At 67.5% G+C, this 22964-nt stretch carries 15 protein-coding genes and 1 pseudogene; 8 read left to right on the top strand and 8 right to left on the bottom strand.

Features of this window, described 5'->3' with window-relative positions; all coding sequences use genetic code 11:
- The first annotated feature begins 25 nt into the window (after window positions 1-25).
- Both ACIRPU_RS42410 and ACIRPU_RS42405 read left to right on the top strand, forming a co-directional pair.
- Window positions 26-7069, top strand: a complete 7044-nt coding sequence (locus ACIRPU_RS42410) for a polymorphic toxin-type HINT domain-containing protein (protein ID WP_403878017.1) — start codon at window positions 26-28, stop codon at window positions 7067-7069.
- Between the two features lie 113 nt (window positions 7070-7182).
- Window positions 7183-7575, top strand: a complete 393-nt coding sequence (locus ACIRPU_RS42405) for a hypothetical protein (RefSeq protein ID WP_403878014.1) — start codon at window positions 7183-7185, stop codon at window positions 7573-7575.
- Between the two features lie 30 nt (window positions 7576-7605).
- Here the strand turns inward: ACIRPU_RS42405 and ACIRPU_RS42400 are convergent, their stop codons facing one another.
- From ACIRPU_RS42400 to ACIRPU_RS42390, 3 genes are read right to left on the bottom strand one after another with little or no spacing between them, the layout of a single operon-like run.
- The gene (locus tag ACIRPU_RS42400) at window positions 7606-8889 is read right to left on the bottom strand and encodes a tyrosine-type recombinase/integrase (RefSeq protein WP_403878011.1); all 1284 of its coding nucleotides are present in this window, start codon (window positions 8887-8889) and stop codon (window positions 7606-7608) included.
- The gene (locus ACIRPU_RS42395; protein WP_403878008.1) at window positions 8889-9077 is read right to left on the bottom strand and encodes a helix-turn-helix domain-containing protein; all 189 of its coding nucleotides are present in this window, start codon (window positions 9075-9077) and stop codon (window positions 8889-8891) included. The genes ACIRPU_RS42400 and ACIRPU_RS42395 overlap by 1 nt, the downstream gene beginning before the upstream one ends.
- Window positions 9074-10819, bottom strand: coding sequence for a replication initiator (locus tag ACIRPU_RS42390; RefSeq protein ID WP_403878005.1), 1746 nt, complete (start codon window positions 10817-10819; stop codon window positions 9074-9076). The genes ACIRPU_RS42395 and ACIRPU_RS42390 overlap by 4 nt, the downstream gene beginning before the upstream one ends.
- Before the next feature lie 321 nt (window positions 10820-11140).
- On the opposite strand from ACIRPU_RS42390, the gene ACIRPU_RS42385 reads away from it, so the two are divergent.
- The 5 genes and pseudogenes from ACIRPU_RS42385 (at window position 11141) to ACIRPU_RS42365 (ending at window position 13727) form a co-directional block, all read left to right on the top strand.
- The gene (locus ACIRPU_RS42385; RefSeq protein ID WP_403878003.1) at window positions 11141-11572 is read left to right on the top strand and encodes a GntR family transcriptional regulator; all 432 of its coding nucleotides are present in this window, start codon (window positions 11141-11143) and stop codon (window positions 11570-11572) included.
- Between the two features lie 658 nt (window positions 11573-12230).
- Entirely contained in the window at window positions 12231-12614 is a 384-nt protein-coding gene (locus ACIRPU_RS42380; RefSeq protein WP_371659888.1) for a type II toxin-antitoxin system RelE/ParE family toxin, read from the top strand.
- Window positions 12611-12949 (top strand): helix-turn-helix domain-containing protein, encoded by a 339-nt coding sequence (locus tag ACIRPU_RS42375; RefSeq protein WP_103815984.1) that lies wholly within the window; start codon window positions 12611-12613, stop codon window positions 12947-12949. Before ACIRPU_RS42380 ends, ACIRPU_RS42375 begins: the two co-directional genes overlap by 4 nt.
- A 35-nt stretch (window positions 12950-12984) precedes the next feature.
- Window positions 12985-13200: pseudogene (locus ACIRPU_RS42370) on the top strand (helix-turn-helix domain-containing protein); the annotation flags it as partial.
- 191 nt (window positions 13201-13391) lie between these two features.
- Window positions 13392-13727, top strand: coding sequence for a hypothetical protein (locus tag ACIRPU_RS42365; RefSeq protein ID WP_403877998.1), 336 nt, complete (start codon window positions 13392-13394; stop codon window positions 13725-13727).
- Window positions 13728-14484: 757 nt separating this feature from the next.
- Here ACIRPU_RS42365 and ACIRPU_RS42360 read toward each other — a convergent pair.
- The 5 genes from ACIRPU_RS42360 to ACIRPU_RS42340 form a co-directional block, all read right to left on the bottom strand.
- A complete protein-coding gene (locus ACIRPU_RS42360; RefSeq protein WP_403877996.1) occupies window positions 14485-14769 on the bottom strand; it encodes a hypothetical protein in 285 nt (94 codons plus the stop codon).
- A 548-nt stretch (window positions 14770-15317) separates the two neighbouring features.
- Window positions 15318-15878 carry a telomere-protecting terminal protein Tpg gene (gene tpg, locus ACIRPU_RS42355; RefSeq protein ID WP_403877993.1) on the bottom strand — a complete coding sequence of 187 codons (561 nt, stop codon included), beginning with the start codon at window positions 15876-15878 and terminating at the stop codon, window positions 15318-15320.
- Window positions 15879-15881: 3 nt separating this feature from the next.
- Window positions 15882-18008, bottom strand: coding sequence for a telomere-associated protein Tap (gene tap, locus ACIRPU_RS42350; protein WP_403877989.1), 2127 nt, complete (start codon window positions 18006-18008; stop codon window positions 15882-15884).
- 65 nt (window positions 18009-18073) lie between these two features.
- Window positions 18074-19240 carry a helicase associated domain-containing protein gene (locus tag ACIRPU_RS42345; protein WP_403878035.1) on the bottom strand — a complete coding sequence of 389 codons (1167 nt, stop codon included), beginning with the start codon at window positions 19238-19240 and terminating at the stop codon, window positions 18074-18076.
- 277 nt (window positions 19241-19517) lie between these two features.
- Window positions 19518-22418, bottom strand: coding sequence for an NACHT domain-containing protein (locus tag ACIRPU_RS42340; protein ID WP_403877986.1), 2901 nt, complete (start codon window positions 22416-22418; stop codon window positions 19518-19520).
- 123 nt (window positions 22419-22541) lie between these two features.
- On the opposite strand from ACIRPU_RS42340, the gene ACIRPU_RS42335 reads away from it, so the two are divergent.
- Window positions 22542-22751: a hypothetical protein gene (locus tag ACIRPU_RS42335; RefSeq protein ID WP_403877983.1), complete on the top strand. Its 210-nt coding sequence runs from the start codon at window positions 22542-22544 to the stop codon at window positions 22749-22751.
- Window positions 22752-22964: the final 213 nt, after the last annotated feature.

Here is a 22964-nt window from a genome sequence, read left to right as displayed (position 1 = left end):
CGCTCGGCAACGGATCGTCGGTGCCATGGTGGTGGCGCTGGCCCTAGCCGCGCCGACCGCGGTCCCCGCAGCCGCGGACACCCAGGCCCGAGCTGGCGCACCTGCGGTGCAGCAGACCGCTTCGGTGAAGGACGTCACGACACTCACCCCGCGCAAACTGAAGGTCAAAGACCAGACCAAACAGACTTTCCGCCCGGAGAAGGCCACCTGGCCCGCCGCGGTGACCGGCACCGCAACGCTGGCCGCCCCGCCTACCGGCGCGAAGCAAGGGGCAAGGGCACCGGCCGCCGGCACACCGGTATGGGCCCGCACGGTGAGCCCGGCCAAGGGCTCCTACCAGGGACCCAACGGCGTCTCGGTGCGCGTGCTGCCCCACCAGGACGCCACCAAGCTCGGCGTGAGCGGAGTCGTCCTCGCCGCCCGGCCGACCGTCGGCGGCAGCGGGAAAGTACAACTTGGCCTGGACTACAGCGCCTTCGCACAGGCCTACGGCGGCAACTACGCCGACCGCATGCACCTGGTCCAACTCCCCGCCTGCGCCCTGACCACCCCAGAGCGAGCCGCCTGCCGCACCCAGACCCCCCTCCCCACCGACCAGGATCCCGCGGCCCACGAACTGACCACCACCCTGACCTTGCAGGGATCCCCGCCGCAGACATCCCCCTCAAAGGCTTCAGCATCCGCTGACACGGCTGCCGTCCCGGCTTCATACAGCGCTTCCCCGACGTCGGGCACCGCCAGCGGCGGCAGGCTGATGGTGCTGGCCGCGACCGCATCCAGCACCACGGAGGGCGGTGCGGTCGGCAGCTACGACGCGACCACCCTGGCACCGTCCGGGTCGTGGACGGGTGGCAACCCGTCGGGCTCGTTCACCTACAACTATCCCATCAGCCTGGCGCCCTCTTCGGGACTGCTGAAGCCCTCGGTGGGCTTGGCCTACGACTCGGGCTCGGTGGACGGGCAGACCTCCTCCGCCCAGGCCCAGTCCTCCTGGGTGGGCGACGGCTGGGCCACACCAGACTCCTCCATCGAGCAGAGCTTCACCTCCTGTTCCGACTCACCTGAGGGCACTGCCTCGCCGGTTTCCAGCGGGGACAAGTGCTATGACGGAGCGATCCTGAGCCTGGCACTGGGCGGATCTTCCACCGCCCTGGTGAAGAATGACAGCGACGGAACGTGGAAGCTGGCCCAGGACAACGGCTCGACCGTCAAGCACGTCACCAATGCGAACAACGGGTCCGGTACCTACAACACCGACTACTGGATCGTCACCGACCGGGCCGGCACCCAGTACTACTTCGGCCGCAATCAGCTGCCCGGCTGGGCCTCCGGCAAGGCCACGACCAAGTCGGTGGACACTGCCCCGGTGTACTCCGCGCACTCCGGAGACCCCTGCTACAGCTCGTCCGGGTTCAGCGCCTCGGTGTGCACCATGGCCTACAAGTGGCACCTGGACTACGTCGTCGACACCCACGCCAACGCCATGGCGTACTACTACGCCCAGGGCACCAACTACTACGGCGAAGAAAACGGCGCCCACAACGTCTCCTACGTCCGCGACTCCCACCTGTCCCGGATCGACTACGGCTTCCGCGACGGCGGCGCCTACGGCACCGTCCCCGACCAGGTCGTCTTCACCACCGCCGCGCGCTGCACCCTGACCACGTGCGACCCGCTCTCGGCGAGCACCGCCGCCAGCCAGTACCCGGATGTGCCCTTCGACTTCGTGTGCGCCTCGGGGGCCACCTGCGCCGCGCAATCACCCTCGTTCTTCTCCACCGTCCGACTGGCCTCGATCAAGGTCCAGCAGTACAGCGTCGCGGCCGCCAAGTACCAGACGATCGACACCTACACCCTGCACCAGAGCGAGCCCGCCACCGGCGACGGCACCTCACCCACCCTCTGGCTGGCCTCGATCACCCGCGAAGGCAACGACGCCACCGCCGGCGGCTCCACCTCCACGATCACACTGCCGGATGTCAAATTCGCCGGCGTGGACCTGAAAAACCGGGTCGACACCTCCAACTTCCCTGGCCTCTACCGGTACCGCATCTCCGCCATCACCAGCGAACTGGGCGGCCTGACCACCGTCAGCTACGACCTGCCGGACGCCTGCACCACCACCTACGTGGCCAGCGCAGATCCCAAGACCAACACCAAGTCCTGCTACCCGGTGTCCTGGACACCCAAGGACTACCTCAACCCGGTCACCGACTGGTTCCATAAATACGCCGTCACCCAGGTCCTGGAAACCGACAGCACCGGCGGCGCGCTCGCCAAACAGACGAACTACCTCTACAACGGCGGCGCCGCCTGGCACCACGACGACAACGAGGTCGTCAAAGCCAAGTACCGCACCTGGGGCCAGTTCCGCGGCTACGCAAGCGTAGAAACCCGCAGCGGTAACGGCTCCAACGACCCCCAGACCAAATCGGTCACCTCCTACTACCGCGGCATGGACGACGACTGGCTGTCCTCGTCCAGCCGCCGCACGGTGACCGTGACCGACTCCCAGGGTGGCGTGCACACCGACAGCAACCAACTGGCGGGCAACGCACTGGAGACCACCGCGTACACCGGAGTCGGCGGCAGCGTGGACAACTCCACCGTCACCTCCTACTGGATCTCCGCCACCACAGCCACCCGCGCCCGCACCGGCATGCCCGCCCTGACCGCCCACGCCACCAACACCGCGGAAAACTGGAGCCGCCAGGCGCTCACCACCGGCGGCGCCACGACCTGGCGGGTGACGGAAACCGACAACACCTACGACGCCACCGTCACGGACGACAATTTCGGACTGCTGACCTACAGCTACACCCACACCGTGCCCGCCGTCGCCGCCTACGACCAATGCACCGCGATCACCTACGCCAAGGCCAACACGACCGCCAACCTGGTCGGACTGACAGCCGCGCAGGAGACCGACTCGGTCGCCTGCGCCGGATTCAGCCAGAACACCCCGGCCACCGTGCCGAAAACCCTCAACAACCTCACCGCGCCCACCAGCGTCACCCGCCCGGACCAGGTGGTCTCCGCAACGAGGACCCACTACGACGACACCACCTTCGCCACCGCCTTCCCGCAGGCCACCGCGCCCACCAAGGGCGAAATCACCATGACCCGGGAGGCCTCGGGCTACAGCGGAGGTGCGTTCACCTGGCAGACCCAGACCCGCGCCACCTATGACGCCTACGGCCGGCCCGCCGACAGCTACGACGCCGGCGGCAACAAAACCAGCGCGGGTTACATCGTGGACAGTGCCGGTCTGACCACCGGCACGACGATCACCAACGCCAAGAACCAGACCGCCAGGACCACCTCGGACCCCACCCGCGGCCTCATCCTCACCACCACCGACCCCAACGGGATTGCCACCGCCGTCCACTACGACGCGCTCGGGCGCACCACCGAGGTGTGGCAGCACAACCGGCCCACCACTGCTCCGGCCGACACCAAGTACACCTACACGGTCTCCCAGACCAGCCAGTCGGGCACCACCACCGACACGCTGAACGACTCCCTGGGCTACATCACCTCCTACTCCCTCATCGACTCGCTCGGCCGGCCGCGGCAGACGCAGGCGCCGACCCCGCAGGGCGGCCGAATGATCGCCGAATCGTTCTACGACTCGCACGGCTGGGTGTGGAAACAGAACAACGCCTACTGGGACCCGGACAGCCTCCCGGCGCTTTCGCCGGTCTCCACGCAGGACTCCAAGATCCCCAGCCAGGACCGCTTCACCTTTGACGGTCTGGGCCGCGTGGTCGTCGGTAGCTCCGAGCAGTACTCGGTGCTCAAGGAGCAGACCACCACCGTCTACAGCGGGGACGCCACCACGGTCATCCCGCCGGTCGGCGGCACGGTCAAGACCACCCGCACCGACCCCTTGGGCCGCACGTCCGAGGTCGACTCCTACAGCGCCCGGCCGACGCTGAGCACCCCGCTCAACACCTTCACCGGCCTGTTCTCCGTCAGCGGCGGCACCTTCAACGCGATCACCTACGGCTACGACGGGCACGGAAAGCAGAACACCGTCACCGCCAAGGGCAGCACCTGGACCACCATCTACGACCTGCTCGGCCGCACCACGTCCAAGACCGACCCGGACGCCGGCGCCACCAGCATGGTCTACGACACAGCCGGCCACCTCACCCAGACCACCGACGCCCGCGGCAAGAGCGTCTCCTACACCTACGACGTACTCAACCGCCAGACCGGCCAGTACGCCTCCACGATCGCTGCTCAAGCTCCCGGCGCCACTGGCAACCAGACGGCAGCCTGGACCTACGACAACGACAACGCCGTCTCTGGCGTCACCAACCCGATCGGCCGGACGACCACGGCCACCTCCTACAACGCGGGCAACGCTTACACCACCCAGCAACTGGCCTTCAACGCCTTCGGCGAATCACTCGGACAATCCATCACCATCCCGGCCGTCCACGGCGCACTGGGCGGCAAGACCTACACCTTCCGCCACACCTACAGCCCCGACACCGGCCTGCTCTACACCGACAACTACCCCCTCGGCGGCGGCCTGCCCAACGAAATCGCCACCCACACCTACCACCCCGACCTGGATACGCCTGCCGGCCTGTCCACCACCTCCTACGGCTACGCCCAGAACACCACCTACACCGCCTACGGCCAGGTGCTCCAGGAAACCCTGGGCATGGGAACAAACCTGGCCTACCTCACCAATGCCTACGACCCACACACGGGAGCCCTCACCGACCAGCTGGTGACGCGCTCCACCACCCCGGCGAAGGTCGACGAGCAGAACTACACGCACGACCTCGCTGGCAACACCACCAAGCAGGTCACCAGCCGCATGGGCGCCACAGCAGCCCCTGAGACCCAGTGCTACCAGTACGACGAACTCAACCGGCTCACCCAGGCATGGACCGCCACCGACGACTGCGGCGCGGTCCCCACCGCGAGTGCCCACGCCCAGGTCGGCGACCTCCTCACCGGCGGCACGGCGTATTGGACAACCTGGGACTACGACGTCCTCGGACAGCGCCAGCACCAGATCGAACACTCCACTACCGGAGGCAGCGACACCACCACCAGCTACACCTACGACTACAACGGCAACGGCACCATCCAGCCCCACGCGCTGGCCTCCACGCAGGCCAGCGGCGCCAGCACCGCGACCACCAGCTACACCTACGACAAGACCGGCAACACCACCAACCGCAACACCATCGCCGCCGGCAACCAGACACTGACCTGGAACAATGCCGGACAGCTCACCCAGGTCAGCGGCGGCAAAACCGGAACCACCGGCTACATCTACGACGCCGACGGCAACGTCCTGCTCCAGACCGACCCCACCAGCACCACCCTCTACCTGCCCGGCGAGCAGCTCACCCTCACAGGCAGTACCACCACCGGCGTCCGCTACCTGCCCCTGCCCGGCGGCGGCACTGTCGTGCGCACCGGAACCGGCACCAATTACAAGTTCCAGATCAGCGACCCCCACGGCACCAGCGGCCTCTACCTGGACTCCACCGCCCAGACCCCCACCTGGCGCCAGTTCACCCCCTACGGCGGCACCCGCGGCACCACCGTCAACTGGCTCGACAACCGAGGCTTCCTCAACGCCCCCGACAACGCCAACACCGGCCTCACCCAACTCGGCGCCCGCCAATACGACCCCACCCTCGGCCGCTTCACCAGCCTCGACCCCCTCTTCGAAGCCACCGACGACCAACAAATCGCCGGCTACACCTACGCCGCAGGCAACCCCATCACCAAAAGTGACCCCTCCGGACTCTGCGCGGGTCCGGACTGCCCCACACGCAACTGCCCCTCCTGCCTCAACTCCACGCCAGGCAACAAGGCCAGCACCGACGCAGCGATGCACGACTACATCGGCTCAGGCAGCACTCCCAGCAACAGCAAGACCGTTATTCACCAGATGTATGTTGCCTCGACAACCCCATCGTCGAACGATGCAAGTCGACTGGGAAGCTCTTACTATCAGGCCGGAAGTAACAAGCTCTCATCTACTGCTGGCGGTTATTGGGCCCCTCAGACAAGCGTCTTCGGAGAATCTGAAACTGTTTGCTACGGGCGTCTCGCCTGCAATCACGCATACGCCTACTATCTCGAGCACCCGGATGATGTGGCGGGGGCAAAAGAAATCGCCGCTACCTACTGCATTGCGAACCCGGAGTGTGACAAGGATGCCCGAGTCTGGGAACGGACAGTAGAACTGGGCGGCGAATTCGTTGAGGCTCTGGCCTCCGCCGGTGTCAGAATTGGACCCACTGGATCCCGGGCAGTGCAATCGGGCTGCAGCTTCTCGCCCGACACGCCCGTGCTCATGGAGGGCGGTAAGACCAAGCCCATTGGGAAGATCGAGCTCAGTGACAAGGTCGAGGCAGCCGACCAAAAATCGGGCAAACACGTAGGATCCCGCACGGTCCAGCACGTCTTGATAAACCACGACTACGACCTGCTCGATCTCACGATTCGCGGCGAGGACGGCGAAACCGCCACCCTCCACACCACCGCCAGCCACCCCTTCTGGAACGACTCCACACGCACTTGGGTACCCGCTGGCAAGCTCCACCGTGGCGACACCCTCAACACCCCCACCGATCAACACGCCTACGTCGTCTCCACACATGCCACACCCGGTGATGCCAACCGCTGGAATCTCACCGTCGACGGCCTCCACACGTACTATGTGCTGGCGGGGGAGACGCCGGTTCTGGTTCACAATTCCGGAGGGGCGTGCAAGGAAGTAACCCTGCCTAGCTTTGGCAGCTTCGAACAAGCTCGCAACAAGGCGCTTGATCTGCTGGGTGAAGTTGATCCGGCTACTCGGCAGCCGTACATCGGACGTCTCGAATCTGCGCCGACGACCTACGGCAAGGTAGTGGGATTCACTACTCGGGTTAACGGAGAATTCAAGAGGTTTAGGATGGATTACGATCCGGTGAAGGGTCCCCATATCAACGTGGAAGTTGGCAAGGGTGACTCTGCACGTAAGTGGGCGGTGCCATGGAATGGAACAGAAGACGACTTCGCGAGAATGCTTGGCGGTAATTCGTGACGCTCGATGGTGTATACGGAACCAGGCCGGACCTCCTGCCCAAATCTATGGTTCGAGTGGTTCGTGCAGATCAGCAGGGTGGCCGACGGCTAACTTGGGTTGGCCGGCCGGGTGTGCAGCTGCTGAACCTGGATCAGCATCTCCAGTACGAGCGCGAAAGCCTCGGTCATTACCCGCGCAGCTCTGACGGTGCGATCGCGTGGGGCGCGGTGGCTGATGGTTTGGTGCTCAGCTCGATGGACTCGGGTTCCATCGAGCTGAGCACCGTAATCCAACAGTTCGCCCCGAAAGCTAGCAGCCTAATCTTCTTCTGGGAGAGTCTGGCAGTTCCGAGTGTAGAGATGGGGCTTGAATCCGCTATCTCTCACCTGCCGGACATCATGGAATCCGTTCCGGAACTCTGGATCTATTCACCCGGTGACAGCATTGTGGTGGAGAATTCGTTCTCTGGCGTAGTGACTGTGGCCCATGTTCCTGTGGGAGTCGATGGCCAGAGTCCTGCGTAACGCCGTTTGACGGCAACGCTGACGGCAACGTCAGCGGACGACCACCGCTGAGGGCGGCGGCTCTTCGGAGTCGCTGCCCTCAGTCAGTACATCGCTCAGGGTGTCGATGGCCTGGCGTTGGAGGCGGAGTCGGACGTGGGCGTAAACGCCGGCGGTGACGCCGATGTGGGCGTGTCCGAGGAGTTCCTTGATGACGACGAGGTCGACGCTCTGTTCCAGGAGGAGGGTGGCCGTCGAGTGGCGGAGGTCGTGGAAGCGGATCGGCCGGAGTCCGGCGCGGTGGAGGAGCCGACGGAAGCGGCGGGTGATGTTGCCGGGGTCGAGCGGCCTGCCGTTCGGGGTGGTGAAGACGAGCCCGTTGTCCGTCCAGCCCGGTCCAGTTGCCTGGCGCTCTTCCCGCTGCTGTTCCTGGTGGATCTTGAGGGAGCTGATGCATTCGGTGGGGAGGGCGATGCGGCGTTCGGAGGCGAGGGTCTTGGTGTTCAGGACGGTCAGGCCCTGGCTGCGGGTGCGTTGGAGGGAGCGGTGGATGGTGGCGGTGCCGCCGTCGAGGTCGAGGTCTTCCCAGTGGAGGCCGAGGAGTTCGCCTTTGCGGAGTCCGGTGCGCAGGGCGAGTTCGTACAGTGCGTGGAGCCGGTCGCGGTTGGCCGCATGGAGGAGTTGCCGGGCTTCGGTGGCGGTGAGGGGCTGGAAACGCCTGGGGCGGGGCGTGGTCGTCTTGACATTCCGGGCGACGTTGCGCGGAAGCTCATCCTCGCGGACGGCATGTTCCAGGGCGGACTTGAGCACGGCGTGGACGTACGTCACGGTCAGCGGCGAGAGCCGCTTTCCGCAGCACCGGCCGATCGCGCAGCAGGATCGGCGGACGGAGTCCCGGTCCTGGGCGCAGCACTGGCAGGTGGTGCGGAGCCCGTCGAGGAAGGTGCGCACGTCGCGGGTGGTGAGCCGGGCGAGCTTCTTGACGCCGAGGCCGGGGTTGAGGTGGAGGCGGATGGAGGCTGCGTAGCGGGTGTGGGTGTTCTCCCGCAGGTGGTGAACGGCGACGCCGTCCAGCCAGTACGCGAGATAGGCGCTCACGGTGCTGTCGGCTGCGGCGATGGGGAGGCCGCGGTTGCTGGCGGCGATCTTCTCGGTGAGCTTGGTCATCGCGTCTTTACGGGTAGCGCCGTAGACCCGGACGCGCTTGCGGGTGTTACCGGGGGCCAGCACGTATCCGGCGGCTTCCCAGCGTCCGTCCTTGCGCTGGTAGACGGTCCCGTCACCGTTCGCACGGGTACGGGAGCGGCGGGCCGAAACGGGGCGGGCTGTGGTCATCAGGCGGCGTCCTGTTCGAGGCGGGTTTGGATGAAGTCGGTGAGGGCGTGGGTGGGGATGCGGCGGGCGCGGCCGAGGGTGATTGAGGCGAGCTGGCCGGTGCGGAGCAGGTCGTAGACGGCGGAGCGGCCGAGTTGGAGGCGGGCCACGACCTGGGGGACGGTGAGGAGTTCCGTGCCGGCGGTCACGCGACGGCCCCAGGCCGGACAGCACTGGTCAGCCGATCAGTGGGGTGACCGACCGGGTGGCCGGCGGAGTGACCGGAGCGCTGCGAGCGCCGGGTTCGGGTCGGTTGCTCGGGTCGGGTCTGCCGCGTCGCGGCCAGGAGGTCGGCGAGGTGTTCGAGTTCGGGCAGGAGGCCGGTTCCGGCGTACTGCCAGTGGGAGATGACGAGGGTCGTGTCCGCGTTGCCGCGCTGACCGGCCGTGTCGGCACAGTGACCGGCTTGGTGACCGGCGGTCAGGTCACTGCGGTCATCGCGGTCACCATGCCGGTCAGCGACCGGCTGCCCGTCGGTGGGCAGGTTGCTGCCGACGGCCGTCTGCTCGGCGCGCGGGCCGACCGGGGCCGTAGCAGCGGCGTCAGCTTGACGGGTGCGCCAGGTGGTGCGTTCGGCGCGGAGGTGGGTGAGGGTGGTGGAGTAGTGGCGGGTGCGGGTGGAGAAGTGGCCGCGGAAGCCGAGCATGTGGGCCCATTGGCGTAGGCGGAGGTGGGCGTGCTGTCGCTTGGTGGCGAGGTGCCAGGCGGTGTGGATCATGTGGCGGGCGTGGTCGGTGATGTCGTGGGTGGCGAGTTCGGCGAGGAGTCGGAGGCGGCGGTCGAGGGTGCCGGTGGTGGTCTCGGCGCCCTTGGTGGCGTACTTGGCGATGTAGGCGGCGACGGCCCGGTCGCTGACCGGTCCGTCGCCGGTGAAGTCGGTGCTGCGGATAGCCCGGACGTCGATCTGCCGCCCGAACCGGAACACCAACCGGTTGGCTCGGTCACCGACCCGGGCCCCGGCGGGCTGCTGCGGCTGGCCCTCATGCGCGACGCGGGTGCGTGCGGCGGCGGCGCGGACGGCTTGGTCGAGGAGTTGGGTGGTGGCCCAGGCGGGCGGGGTGCTGCCGGGGCCGGTGGGGCCGTCGAGGCGGATGACGGCGTGGAAATGGACCTGGCCGCGTTTCTGGTACTCGGCGACCTTGGCGTAGGAGAGGGTGGCGTGGTGCCGTAGCGCGCTCTGGGTGAGGCCGGCGGCCTTTGCGATCTCCCGCCGCAGGTGGGTGGTGAAGCGGGCCCACAGGGCCGGGGCGTGGGCGTTCCAGAGGACCGCGCCGGTGTAGTCGTACCGTTCGGGGTCGAGCGGCGTGCCGAGGAGTGGGTCGTCGTCCGGGTGGGTGTGGCCGCAGTGGCAGCGGCCGGTGCCGTCGGGTTGGTTGTGGACGGGGCCGAAGCCGGGGGCGGTGAGGGTGGCGAAGACGCGGGGGTGTGCGGCGACGCTGGTGGGGACGGTTTTGCCGCTGCGGAGTCCGGCGGCGATGAGTTGGTAGGTGTCGTAGCGGTAGACGGTGGAGCAGGCGGGGCAGCGGGTGGCGCGGCGGTTGCCGCAGCGGACCAAGAGTTCGCCCGCCGGGAGCCGACCGGAGTCGAAGTGGCCGAGGATCTCGCCGGTCGCGGTGTCGAGGTGGGTGCGGTGCCCGGTCAGGCGGATCGGGCGCGCACACCCGCCGAGGGAAGTTATCTGTCGTGCGAGGGTTGGGAGTTGGCCGGTGGCGGCGAGCTTCGCCAGCCTGGCGGTGAGCCGGGCGCGGCGCTCCAGCGCCGACCGCCCTGCCGCCGTCGACGCTGTGGCGGCGGCGGCGTCTGTCGGGCAGGTCGGCGTCGTGAACGCCGACGACGGGCGCGAGGCGGCTGGAACGGGCGCGGGGTACGGGAGTTGAAGCTGTGCGGGCATGCGGAAATCGGCCTTTCGGCGGGAGCGCGGAAGCGGTACGGCGCGAGGTGGCGTGGGCAGGCCGAAGTGATCGGTTCACACGGGAACGGGGCGCCTCGCAGTTGGGCGCGGGGGCCGGACCAGTGGGGCCTGGTCGGCGGGGCGCGGTGTTGATCACCGGCGAGTGTGGGACGTTAACATCGCCTCACCGGCGCATTCAAGTGCATCCCTCCTGATTCCTTTCTTGTGGGTGGTGGGACGCGGGTAGTGTGGGGCCGGTTTCCCGGTTTGGACGGGCCGGATTTCGCTGGTAGAGGGCGTGGAAAGCGGGGGTGACCGGGCGTGGTGGTGGTGAGGCGCGGGCGCAGGCCGACGGGCAGCGGGGTGCCGCTGACGTTCGAGGTGATCGCCGAGACCCTGCGCGAGCGGATCCGCTCGGGCGGGCTGCAGCCCGGGGACGCGTTGCCGACGCAGGCCGTACTGATGCGGGAGTTCGGGGCGGCGAGCCTGACCGTGCAGAAGGCCATGGCCCTGTTGAAGCAGGACGGGTGGGCGGTCTCCCGCCCAGGCAAGGGAGCCTTCGTCGCCCACCACGACCACGTCGCCGACAACGCTGATGACCTCGACGGCCCGGAGGCGACCGCACCCGTCGGCGGGACGACGGCCCGCGTGGAGGTGCTGGAACGTGCGCTGGCCGAGGCCGCTCAGCAGATCACCGAACTCCGTGGCCGCGTCGAGGCACTGGAGACGGACAGCGGCAAGCGGGGCCACTGACCCGCCGTGCCGGGACGCTGGTCAGGGCGGTGCGTTCAGATTTTCTCTACGAGGTTCAAGGCGGGCCCCGCCCGCCGGAGCTAGCCGTCGTCGCCGACAAGTCCGCCGTTCGCTCGGAAGGCCAGCGGCGCCGCAGGCGGCGAGCCGCACCGGCAGCCGGGGCATGACCCAGGACGGCGGGAGCGGCAACCAGCCAGCTTGTCGGGCTGACTGGAGTCGGGCTCCTGGCAGAGCAAGTTGTCGCCCACGACCGTCCTACGGCCGGATCGCAGGCACATGGCCGACCAGGGGGCCGACCCTCACGCCCGCCGCCGGACTCGCCGAGGGCGGTGGTCGGCGTTGCCTCCGGCGGGGAGCGAAGCTCCCGGCCGCCCGTCGGGGGCCGACTCCTCCCGCCCCGGCCCCGCGCCGCCAGCCTGGGCGACGCACCAGCCCGGCCGTACGCTGCCTCTCCCGCTCGGGCCCGATCCTGCCGAAAGAAGCCGACCCTGCGCCGCCTCGGCAGGCTGCCGCTGGTTTGCTGGCGGCGCCGTGGGGTCAGGACGAAGGGGGGAGTACGGGGGTGTGTGACGCTGGAGTGGCTGCGGTCGCGGCGACGGCACACGACCTGAGTTACGAAGTCGCGCTCTCGCGCCCCGTGCCATATATCATCGGTGCTATGGACAGTAGGCGGTACTCGATCGAGATCGAGCCGGAGGTGCGGCTGTGGCTGGAGAACATTCCCGCCCATCACTACAAGCAGGCCGAACGCGTCGCCGACCTGCTCGCCGAGCAGCCCACCACCCTCGACGAACCACACTCCCGCCACCTGGGCGGCAAGCTCCGCGAGCTGCGCTTCCGCCTCGGCGATGCCCATCAGCGGATCACCTACTGGCTGGCGCCCGGCCGACGTGTCGTGCTGCTCACCGTGTTCCGCAAGACCAAGATGCGCGAGCAGGCCGAAGTGGACCGCGCCCACGCCGCACAGCGATTGTGCGAGGCAGAGCATGAAGCCGCCGCCGAGCACGACCTCTACAGCCGCAACCTCAAGGAGAACCGATGAACCACAGCGAATGGAGGACCCGTCGCCACCGCCAGCTGCTGGGCGAACACCTGGACGCTGACCCCGAGTACGACCGGGTCTACGAAGAGGCCGGCCTCGCCATGACGTTGGGCAAGGCCGTCTACGACCGGCGTAAGCAACTCGGGCTGAGCGAGGCCGATCTCGCCGAGCGCATGCACGTCGACGTCGATGACATCGAAGGCATCGAGACGGCCACCGAGCTGCCGCCCATCGCGGTCATCATGCGCCTGGCCCGCGCACTGGACCTCACGGTGGACGTACACCTCGCCGGCGGAGACGAGCCCACCGTCACCATCGTCGCCCCAGCGGCCTGAGGCGGGGAGGAACCATGCAGGACCCGCCTTCCGCGCTCGCCCGTGAGCTCGGGCAACTCGTCCACGACCGGCGCATCGAGCTCGGGCTGTCCCAGGCCGAGCTGGCCGAGCGGTGCGGGATGAAGCAGCCGCAGATCTCCCGCTTCGAAGGCGGCGGGACCGTGCCCACGCTTCCCCTCCTGCGCCGTCTGGCTCAGGCTCTCGGCGCCGACCTGACCATCAGCCTCACCCCGCACGACAAAGCCGCTTGACACGCATTCGGAATTCCTGGAATTCCCCAGGCGGTGTACACCACTGACGGCAGTAGTGACGGCAACACCAGCAGACTCCAGCGCACGAGCACGAACATCCGGCGACTGCCAAATCGCCCGCTGACCAGCAAACTTGCAGGTAGGAGCGGCCTGGCCTGCACACGTACTATGTGCTGGCGGGTAGCACGCCCGTGCTGGTCCACAACTCAACACCGACCTCGTGCTGGACATCCACGAACACCAAGACGGCCAGCCAAAACGAATTTGACCACTGGGACAAGCACAAGTCAGAGTTTCCGCATATCAACAGCCAGCAGGGGTATGTGGACGCCGCCCAGCGCTTCATGAGGAGCCAGGACCCGTGGATTCAGACCAAAACTCGTTCGAATGGCGACATGGTCCGCTTCAACCGGGTGACCGACGAGTTCGGAATCATGACCAACGCGGGCGAGATGCGTACCTACTACAAGCCCGACCCGAGCAAGCACGGATACGCTTCGAACCAGGACTATTTTGATGCGCAGTAGAAGAATAGGATCCCACTGTCCAGTTTGCGGACTGGACCAGCACTTTCCCCCGTGGGGGGATGACGGGAAAATTGCTTCATTTGCAGTGTGCTCGTGCTGCGGAATCGAGTTCGGCTACGAGGATGCTACCGATGCCGGAGTCATGCAAGCGCGTGCGGCGTGGATTTCGGCTGGATGCCCGTGGCGGGGAGACCTGAAAGATCGGCCTCCCGGTTGGGACCCCGAAAGCCAGCTCACGGAAGCAATGGACATTTCTGAATAGGAATCTACCTCGATTCCTCCGAAGGCTGACGTTGTCACGGTAGGCGGCTGGCTGCCCGATATATCCCGTGCTGTGTCGGGGCTGGCCGTCGCGTGACGCTCCGGGGGCGTCGGGTTCCACGAGCCTGAGGGTAATGCGGCCCTCTCCTCTCCGGTGTCGTCGGGGTGGTGCCGGCCGTCAGGTGAGGGCCGGAAGTTGGTGCCCGCTGCCAGGCGGTGGTGAACGCAGCTGCCCAGGGCCAGGTGCCGGTCGAGGTGCGCGGGCGGGCGCACCTGCCCGCAGGGGTTGTGTCACAGCAGCCGTACGGGCCGTCCCGCCAGCCCGACGACGTCCGGGTCGCGGTCCAGGCCATCAGTTGGATGCGCGTCGCGTTGGAACCGGCAGATACGTGCCGTCCGGTCGTGGCCGACCACCACAGGCCCGGCCCCCACAGCCGCCCCGGCACTGCTGGGAACGCGGAGACGGGCGGCAGGTCCTCGAAGGCCACTGCCAGGGCTACGTCCGTCCACCGCTGCGGGACGTCTGCCCGACAGGATCGAGGAAGATCGCCTCGAACCCCGCGCCCCGATCCGCCGTCACCCGCTTCGCCCGGTCCCCAGGCCGGGCTGTACCCGCGTTGATCACCTGCTTCAGCATTACCCCGACCCACCGGCGCTGCGCCTGGCCCACCTCCTCGACGAAAGAGGCGACATCGGCGAGCTGAAGCGGATGCCCCTCGCCCACATCGAGCAGCCACCGGCCGTGCGGCGCGCACAGCCGCCGCCACGGCGGCCGGTACACCCTCACCCCCTGGCCCAGCGCCGGGCCGCACACAGCCGGCAGCCGAAGACCACCAGCCCTCACTGCGGCGCACCCAGCCGCCACCGCCCACCCCTGCCCTTCCTGCCCCGGTCCGTTCCCGCCCCGGCCGTGCCCGGCCGGCGCCGGGGGCCCGGCCGTCCAGGACGGCAGTGCCCGCGCCAGGTGGCCGGCCGGCGTGCGGCACCACCGGGCCAGCTGCTCCTGCGCCACCGCGTCGAGCAGTACCTCGCCGTCCGGGCGCCCGCCGTGCCCTTGGGGGCGCCCGTGGAACGGCTCGTACCGTTGGCCCTCGTGGGGTTCCTCGTGTTGGTCTACACGCTCCTCGCGTTCCGGTATGGGCTGTCGGAGGCAACCCGGCTGACGCGGAGCACCGGCGAGGGCCTGACCGGACCGCCCCGCCTATGTGCACCCCGCCCGCCACTGGAAGTGCCCACCTGCCGGTCGCAGCCTCGATCACACTGAGCTGAAGGAGCGGTCCCGATGACAACCCGCCTGAGTCCCGCGGCGGCGTCGATTGGGGCCCGGGGTTAGTAGTCGAGGTCGAGGTAGTCGATGTCGTTGAGGATGACGTCGGTGAGGCCTGTGGCGCGGCTGCCGCTGTCCTGGAAGTAGATCTCTTTGAATCCTTCGGCGATGATCTGGCGCATCTGCTGGTCGCCGGCTCCGGCCTCGCGGGCGTCGAAGAGGCGTTGGGCGTAGGTGGGGGGGAGGTGGACGGTGAGGCGGCGGAAGCGTCCGTCGTCGGTGGTGCCGATGGGTGCGGTGTAGCCGAAGCGGGCCCGTGTCTCCACCGTTATGCCGCGCGTGGTGGCGGCCTGCTTGCGTCGGCGCTTGCGTACCTGGGGCTGCCAGCGCTGCCGTACGGCGTCGTCGATTTTCGCGGCGATGTCGGGGCGGGCGTGTTTGCGGGCGCCGCGGCGGTAGCGGTTGACGGAGTCGGCGGTGACCCCGATCTCCTGCGCGACCGCGCGGGCGCTGCCCAACTGCCGGATCAGGTAGCCGATCTGCCCTTTGAGCGTCTTGGGCGGCTGGCGGGTGAAGCTCTCCCGGTCGGCGCGTTCGATGGCGTCGTCGATCTCTCCGGCCACGGCCTACTCTCCTTCGTCGAGGACGGCGTCGCCGCCCTTGATGTGCCGGGCGGGGTTGTAGCCCTGCTCCATCAGGTCGACCGCCCAGAGCATCGTCTGGACGCCCTCCAGCTTCGCCAGGCCGGGTGTGGGCCCGAGGCGGAAACCACCGGGCTGGGGCTTGCCGGATGCGGCGTAGGGCAGGAAGTCCAGCGGCGAGGCGCCGGGAGAGGGGTAGACGACGCAGTCGGAGAGTACGGCGAGCGGGTACAGGCCCGTCATGGTGGCCATGTTGCGCAGTTTGCGGTGCATGTTGATGCGGGCCTTGGAGATGACGGCGGCGCGGATGTCGGGGCGCCAGGTCGGCCGCAGGAGGGCCGGCCACCGCTCGCCCTCCTTGTACTTCTTGCCTTGCGGGCGCTCGCGGAGTTTGCCGATACCGCCCTTGACGGTGGCCTTGATGGCGGCCAGGACCGCCACCATCGCCGGGTCGGCGTCCTTGTGCCGCTCCATCGCCGCCAGGAACTCCACGTCCGTGAGGTCTTTGGTGACGCCGAGGTCGGCGAGGGTGTCGACGTAGGCGGTCTTCAATCGGTCGTGCCACGGGTCCAGGTACGCGCCGGTCTCACGGCGCAGGTACGCCTCCAGCGGAGCGACGTTGTAGCCGAGTTCCTGGGCGTAGGCGACGGTGTGCGTCTGGTACCAGGCTGGTCCCGTGGGCCGGGTGCCGTCCGGTGTGAACGGTGAGGGCAGGCGCGGGTCCACCTCGATGTGGGACAGATCGACCAGCCAGGAGCCGGGGATCTTCGGGTTGAACGTCGGGGTGTGGAAGTGGTCGGGCGCGCTCAGGCCGACGACCAGGCGGGCCGCGGCGGCGAGGAACGCGGTGTTCAGGTCCAGGCCGACCGCGTACGGCAGCGTGCACTCCTCATCGGTGAGCAGGCTGACGTCGCGCACCCACTGGTACGCCTCCTCGTTCAGGAACCCGCCGCTCCAGCCGCTGTCGACGACGACGGGGTGTTCGGCGGTGGCCTCCGGCGGCGCCGGGTCTATCGGCTCCGTGCCCAGCGAGCCGGGGTTGTGGCCGGGCACCCAGTTCCCCGTCTGCGGGTCCTGCACCGCGCGGGTGGGCGGGCGCAGCGCCGTCATCAGCTCCAGCCCGGAGACGGCCGTCGACCCGCGCGGGGTGATGACTCGGGTCGCGTAGACCCCGAGGACGCGGGCGATATCGGCCGGCTCCATCTCCGCCACCCCGGGCCAGGACCGCTCGTCCAGGGCGTCCCACGACAGGATCGCCAGCTGCACGCACTGCCGCTCGTGTCCCTGCGCCTTGCGGTAGATCCTTGCCCAGGGGCCGAACCCGCGCTGGGTGAGCCGCCACTTCGCCTTCACCACTTGTTTGACCACCGGGTGATCCTCCGGCAGGCGCAGGGAGCGGCGCTGCTCGTGGCCCTCGAGGTGCTCCGGCAGTCCGAGCTTCACGGCGGCCGCCGCGGTGAGCACGATCAGCGGGTCGCTGTCCTTGCCGTTGCGGTGCAGGCGCGGCGCACCGAGCCCGGACTCGCGCAACGTCCACTCCACCAGTTCCACCACGGTGGCCGCGGGGCAGTCGAGCACGATGCCGCCCGCGGCGTACGCGGCCCCGTCACCGTCGAGCACGGCGAGCGGACCGTGCGGGAACCGTGGATCGGCTGCCGGCTGCGCCGCCTTCGTCGCAGCCGGACGGCGCGATGCGGCGGCGGGCCGGGGGGTGGCGGGGCGGGGGGTGGCGGGGCGCGCCGGCGCCGCAGCTGGGACGGCGGGAGCCTGCGGGGCGTCTGCCGTCTCCACCGCGGACGCAGCCGGTCCGGCAGCCGCCGCTGATGCGGCTGGCGCCGTCGCGGCAGCCGGGGCTGCGCCGGGAGCCGGATATTTCGCCGCCCACCCCTTCAGCAGCCGCTGGTAGGCGTCCAGGCGCGGCGACTTCGGCTCGCTGCGGCCGTTCTCCCAGTTCTTCACCGACTGGGTCGTGGTCTTCAACGCGGTGGCCAGACGGGCCTGAGTGATACCGGCGGCCTCACGCAGCCGGGCACGCTCCGCCGGAGGCGGCAGATGCGGCTCCTCGTTCAATAGAGCGTCGACAGACGCGAACAGCTCTTCCTCAGATGCCATGTCCCTGCACCCTCACGTCAGAACCCCAAGACTTCTTAACCACAAACTTAGCCCACTACTTAACCCTACCGTGCCCATTCCAGTCCGAGTGCGGCGAGTGCGGTGAGTTTGTCGGGGGTGAGTTTGCTGCGGCGGGTCTTCTGGTTCATGATCCACACTCCGAGCCGGACTTCGGCTCCGCCTTCCAGTCGTTCTACGTGACTCCTGGGGACCGTCACAGAGCCCGTACGCGCCGTGTACTGCGCCAGGGCCGCGACGCCCTTCTCGAAGGCGGTCACGGGCGCCGTGGTCGGCTTCGCGGGCTCCTTCGGCTCCGCGGCCGGGGCCGGAGGAGTGATGCCGAGCTGCTCCAGGCGCTCGCGCTGCCCCTCGGTCAGGGCTTGCCAGGCTTTCGGTGTCCGCTGCCGGGCCAGCCACTTGCCGATGTCCATGCCGTGGACCGTGAAGCCGGGCAGGACCTCCACCGCGCCGGCTTGGCCTTCTTCGTCGGCCACCAGTTCGCGTAGTGCGGCGTAGTGCCGTTGCCAGTCGGCCGGCCACGCCGGGTTCCAGTCCTCGTCCACGGCCTCCAGTGCCGTCTTCCATTCGGGGTGACTCTCCAGCGCGCCGGGTCGCCGCAGATTCGCGAGCCACATCCCCAACGGTTTGCCCAGCGCTGTCGCGGTGCGGGGGGCGCAGAGGGTCCAGTGCTGCTCGTAGTACGCCTTCGCGGCTTCGAGGTTCTCCTGGAAGCGTTCATCGGCCGGCGACCAGACCATGCCGAGCTGTTCGAGCCGTCGGGCGCGCTGGCCGGTCATCTGCCCGGCTGCGTAGGCGCGTCGTTGTTCCGCGACCCACTGCCCAAGCGGTGTCGCGCCCTCGCGGTGTCCGTAGGGCACGCGCGCGTTCCCGGTCCGCTCGACGTACGTCTTCAGCTTCGCCCAGGCGCGGGCCCAGTCCTGGCGTTCGGTGTCGATCACGTTGAAGGAGACCCAGTCCGCGACCATCACCGGATCCCGTGGTGCCGCGAAACGGAGCAGGAGACGGGATTCGTCTTCGCCTTCCCGGGGTGCGACACCGATGTTCACGGACGGTTGCGCGACGTCTTTCTGCGGTTCCTGTGGAATAGCCAGCAATTCGATTGCCTCTTCATCGTGAGAGCGCAGCCCTTCCAGGACTTTCACCAAGGGCCGATACGATCCCGAAGTGAACATGTCCTCCGGATTCTCTCCCGGCTGGAGGAAGACCGGCACGATCAAAGAGGCCAACTTCCCTTGTCCGGGCTTCTGTCGGAGTGCCCGGCCGATAGCCTGGACGATGTCGTGCGGGGCCCCCTTCGGATCTAGGAGGGCAACCGAGTCCACCGCCCGGATGTCGATTATCTAGAAGTCGGGAAAACATGAGCGACGTTTGTTCTGGATGGTGGGAGGCGTGCCCTTAGGTGTAAGGGCGTGCGGCGGATACACGGTCTGACAGGTCTGCACAGGCGCCAGTCGGGCGCCGTGCGTGAAACCTGGCGATATGGGTGTATCAGGTGCGCTTTGCTCGGAGTCGTGGATAGAGATGGATGGCATCTGGGTGGAATTCCTCCAGGCCGACGACATTGCGCGCTTCAGTCAAATAGATTTGTAGCTTCTGGAGCCGTTTCAGTGGGGTGATGTCGGTGATGTCAGGCAGCGCTGCATGGCAGTTGACGAAAATCTGCTCTAGGTTGGGGAATATGTCCGGCACCAGATTCAATTGTGTATCTGCGTCTTCAGGCGTTAGTTGGAGGTAAGTCACTGTAGGAGTGGTGACGGCCTGTGCCAGGTCGTATTGCGAAATGAAAAGTTTGACTAGACTTGGCAGTTCGGAAATTTCTTGCCACTCTGCAGGGTTGGGCGCTGTGTTGATCACGAGTTCTTTAAGTTGCCCCCATTTAGAGATGCCCGCCAGACGTGTATTGATCCACCCGGCTAGGCGCAGTGAGGTCAGGTCTGATGGTGCGGGCAAATCTCCCAGGTTCTCCCACGGTAGGCGGGTATAGAGAGCGAGTTCGGTCAGTTGGGGCAGTGAAGTCAGGGCGTTGAACGAAAAACCTTCCGGGAGTTGGAGTAGGCCTAGGTTGGATAGTCGTAGTCCTGCGAGGTCCTCTATGTGGCTAAGCTGTATACAATCGGACAAGGTGAGTTCTTTTAGAGAAGGGAATTTTCGGATGAATTTCAAGTTCGTGAGTAACTGGCCAGAGTAGATGCGCAGCCTTTCGGTGTGCGTGGGTGAGAGGTGCTCGATGATCTCGTCTTCAGTGAATTTTCCTCTGAAGGAGATCTCGGTGATGGGTCTGAGGAGACGCAGAGCGTTCCTTTGATCGTGGGTCTGCACCGCCAGAGGCAGACGATCCCTGAAGGGGAGCAGGATCTCCTGGGCATATCGGGCAGCATCGAAGCGCTCCCAGCCCTCGATCAGTTCGTAACTCACTGAGGAAGGAGGCAGGGACGGAACGAAGCGTTGGAGGAACGCGTAGGCCTGGTCGCTACCGATGACGGCGGCAGTCCTCACGACTGGGTCTACTTCGTCGCTCTCCAGGCCGCGGGGCCCCGGCAGTAGATCTAGGATGCCCGGCCCGAGCGCGGCGAGTGTGTCCGCTTCCTTCCGGGACCGGGGAGGCATCAGAGCGCGTGCGTGCTCCTCGACCAGTCTGCGGACGTCAGGATCGATTTCGGTGGCGTAGTAAAGGCTGGCGGCCGCCAGGAGGTGAAGTCTGGGTCGGTGCTCGCTATCAGCGTCACCGCGTTGGATGAGTCGGCGGAGCAGGTCGGCGCTCTCGCCTGGGCGTGCGTGGGCGACGGCCATGCGTATGACGTCTTCCCACTGGTCGTCGTGGGCGTTGTTGACGAGCAGGGGGAAGTCGTGGGCTTCGATGGCGGCTTTGGCCCCGAGGTAGTCCTGGAAGGTGCGGTGTACGAAGTCGATGGTGTCCATGGTGGGCTGGCGTAGGAGTCCGCTGCGGCCGATCAGGTGCGCCAGAATCTGGTCGGCGGTGCCCTGTTCGGCCACGGCCTGCATGGCAGGAAGCGCGTCACTGACCAGGGCCAGCGCGGTGGCCAGGTCCGTCTCGGTCTGACGGTTGCGGATGAGCCAGTAGGCCAGACGCTGCAGCAGCTGGATGCTCTGGTGTTCGGTGAGCTGAATGCCTTCCGGGACGTCGATGCTGCGCTCGAGGTCACGGCGTACGAGCAGCATTGACAGTGCTGCCTCGTAGAGCTCCATACGACTGTGAGGCAGATGGCCGCGGCGGTCCCGGTGCAGTGCGCAGATGAGTGCACACATCAGGGGTGTGCTGGACAGCTGCGCCAGGTCACGCTGAGCACGTACTGTCATTTGGAGTGCTGCTTCGAGATCGTGCAGTTGTGAGCGGTCGGCGGTGGTCGCCGCGCTGTGCCGGGCGGCAGTATGCCACCGGCCGACGAAGACTCCGATGTCGGCGGTACTCATGGGCCGCACCGAAAGTTCGGTGAAGCGCGACGATGCGAGCCAGCCTTCGGGAACAGCTGATGGCCTTGTGGTGACCACGAAATTTGCCTCCCGGTATGCCGCCAGGAGCTGCTCGAGCCAGTCCCGGGTGGCACCCCGCTGTTCCTGGGGCACCTCATCGATCCCGTCGACCAGGACGAGCGCCTCACCTCTTGCGAGTACGCCATCGGCCCAACCTTCAGGCTGCGAGGCGGCCAGCGGTGTGCCGACCGAAGACAGGAAATCGTGTGGCCCCGGGAGTGGTCCGCGCCGCACCAGCGTCCGCAGGGGCAGCACGAAGGGGGTCTGGCCCCGCAAGTCCGCCAGTTCCTCTGGCAGTTCATCGCGTGCCGTCGCGACAGCGAGCCACTGCAGCAGTGTTGTCTTCCCGCTGCCGGCGAGCCCACGCAGGAGCACCCGTCGGCAGCCGGCCAGCGCACTCTCGGCACGCTTCACCACGACGGGCGGCCGGTCCGCTTCCTCGACGCCTGCAGGCCAGCCCTCCGGCCGCTCCGCCAGCTCCAGGCTCAAGTAGGCGGCGTCGAGTGGCCAGCGCGCACGTTCCGGCCGGCTCAGGTCCAGCCCTACGACGGTCAGTTGGGAATGCCGCTCCGCCACGTAGCTGAGATACCGCTCCGCAAAGGACGGCTCCACCTTCGGCCGCGGTCTGCGTACCATTCTGAAGGGTGAGACATCAGGCTGGCGCACTGCGGCTTCGCGCAGGGCCAGCAATGGTTCCACATCTGCACCCAGGGCTTTCGCCAGGGCCGCCAGCGTGGCTTCTGTGGGCACCACTTGGCCGTTCAGCGCCTGGCTGACCGTTGTCCGTCCCAGCCCGGTCCGCTGCTGCAACCCGCCCATCTGCAGACCCCGCTGCGCCCTGAGGGTGCGCAGCCGTAGCGCGAGTTCCGCCAGCGGATCCTCGTGCACGTCCCCCATGTCCTGCTTCTCCGTCCCCCGGACGACCGTCTTCGTTCATCTTCGTTCGCCCTGAACCCCGGTGAACACGAAAGCCGCGAAATTTCCCGGAGTCATCGTCGTCGACCGTTCCGGGAAGAAGTCATGAACACCTCATCCATCCACCTGATGCTCCTGGTCCTGCTGCTGGCAGTCGTCACACTCTTCTGCACCCTCGTAGGAGCAGCGGCCGGCCTGCTTGCTCGCATCGACGGAGCCACGTATGCCACCGCCCTGCTACGGGGTGCCGTAGCGTTCGCGGGCAGCGCCACCCTCTCCCTGGCACTGCTGACCTTCGTCCTGACAGCACTGTGAACGACGGGTGCGTTGTCATACTTCGACAGGCGCACGCGACTCCCGCCACGGCGGACGCTGTCGCCCGTGGGCACCAGGGAGCCGGTCAGGGCCAGGGCATCGCCTGCAGGGGCTTTGTTTATCTGGGGTCGCTGTTGGTGTGGGGGATGTAGGGTACGCGCTCCGACCTGTGGTGGAGGGGCGTTCCGGGAAGTCCGGCACCGGGGCTCTGGG

The organism is Streptomyces sp. NPDC102259 (genome assembly GCF_044766465.1).
In the GTDB taxonomy this organism is placed as follows: Bacteria; Actinomycetota; Actinomycetes; order Streptomycetales; family Streptomycetaceae; genus Streptomyces.
The sequence above is the reverse complement of the archived record's forward strand: the minus strand, read 5'-3'. Positions and strand labels throughout refer to the sequence as shown.

Coding starts and splice junctions, on each gene's coding strand:
- ACIRPU_RS42340 (WP_403877986.1), bottom strand. CDS start 22,418: ATGGGGGACGTGCACGAGGATCCGCTGGCGGAACTCGCGCTACGGCTG.
- ACIRPU_RS42400 (WP_403878011.1), bottom strand. CDS start 8,889: ATGACCACAGCCCGCCCCGTTTCGGCCCGCCGCTCCCGTACCCGTGCG.
- ACIRPU_RS42410 (WP_403878017.1), top strand. CDS start 26: ATGGTGGTGGCGCTGGCCCTAGCCGCGCCGACCGCGGTCCCCGCAGCC.
- tap (WP_403877989.1), bottom strand. CDS start 18,008: ATGGCATCTGAGGAAGAGCTGTTCGCGTCTGTCGACGCTCTATTGAAC.
- ACIRPU_RS42390 (WP_403878005.1), bottom strand. CDS start 10,819: ATGCCCGCACAGCTTCAACTCCCGTACCCCGCGCCCGTTCCAGCCGCC.
- ACIRPU_RS42335 (WP_403877983.1), top strand. CDS start 22,542: ATGAACACCTCATCCATCCACCTGATGCTCCTGGTCCTGCTGCTGGCA.
- ACIRPU_RS42380 (WP_371659888.1), top strand. CDS start 12,231: ATGGACAGTAGGCGGTACTCGATCGAGATCGAGCCGGAGGTGCGGCTG.
- ACIRPU_RS42375 (WP_103815984.1), top strand. CDS start 12,611: ATGAACCACAGCGAATGGAGGACCCGTCGCCACCGCCAGCTGCTGGGC.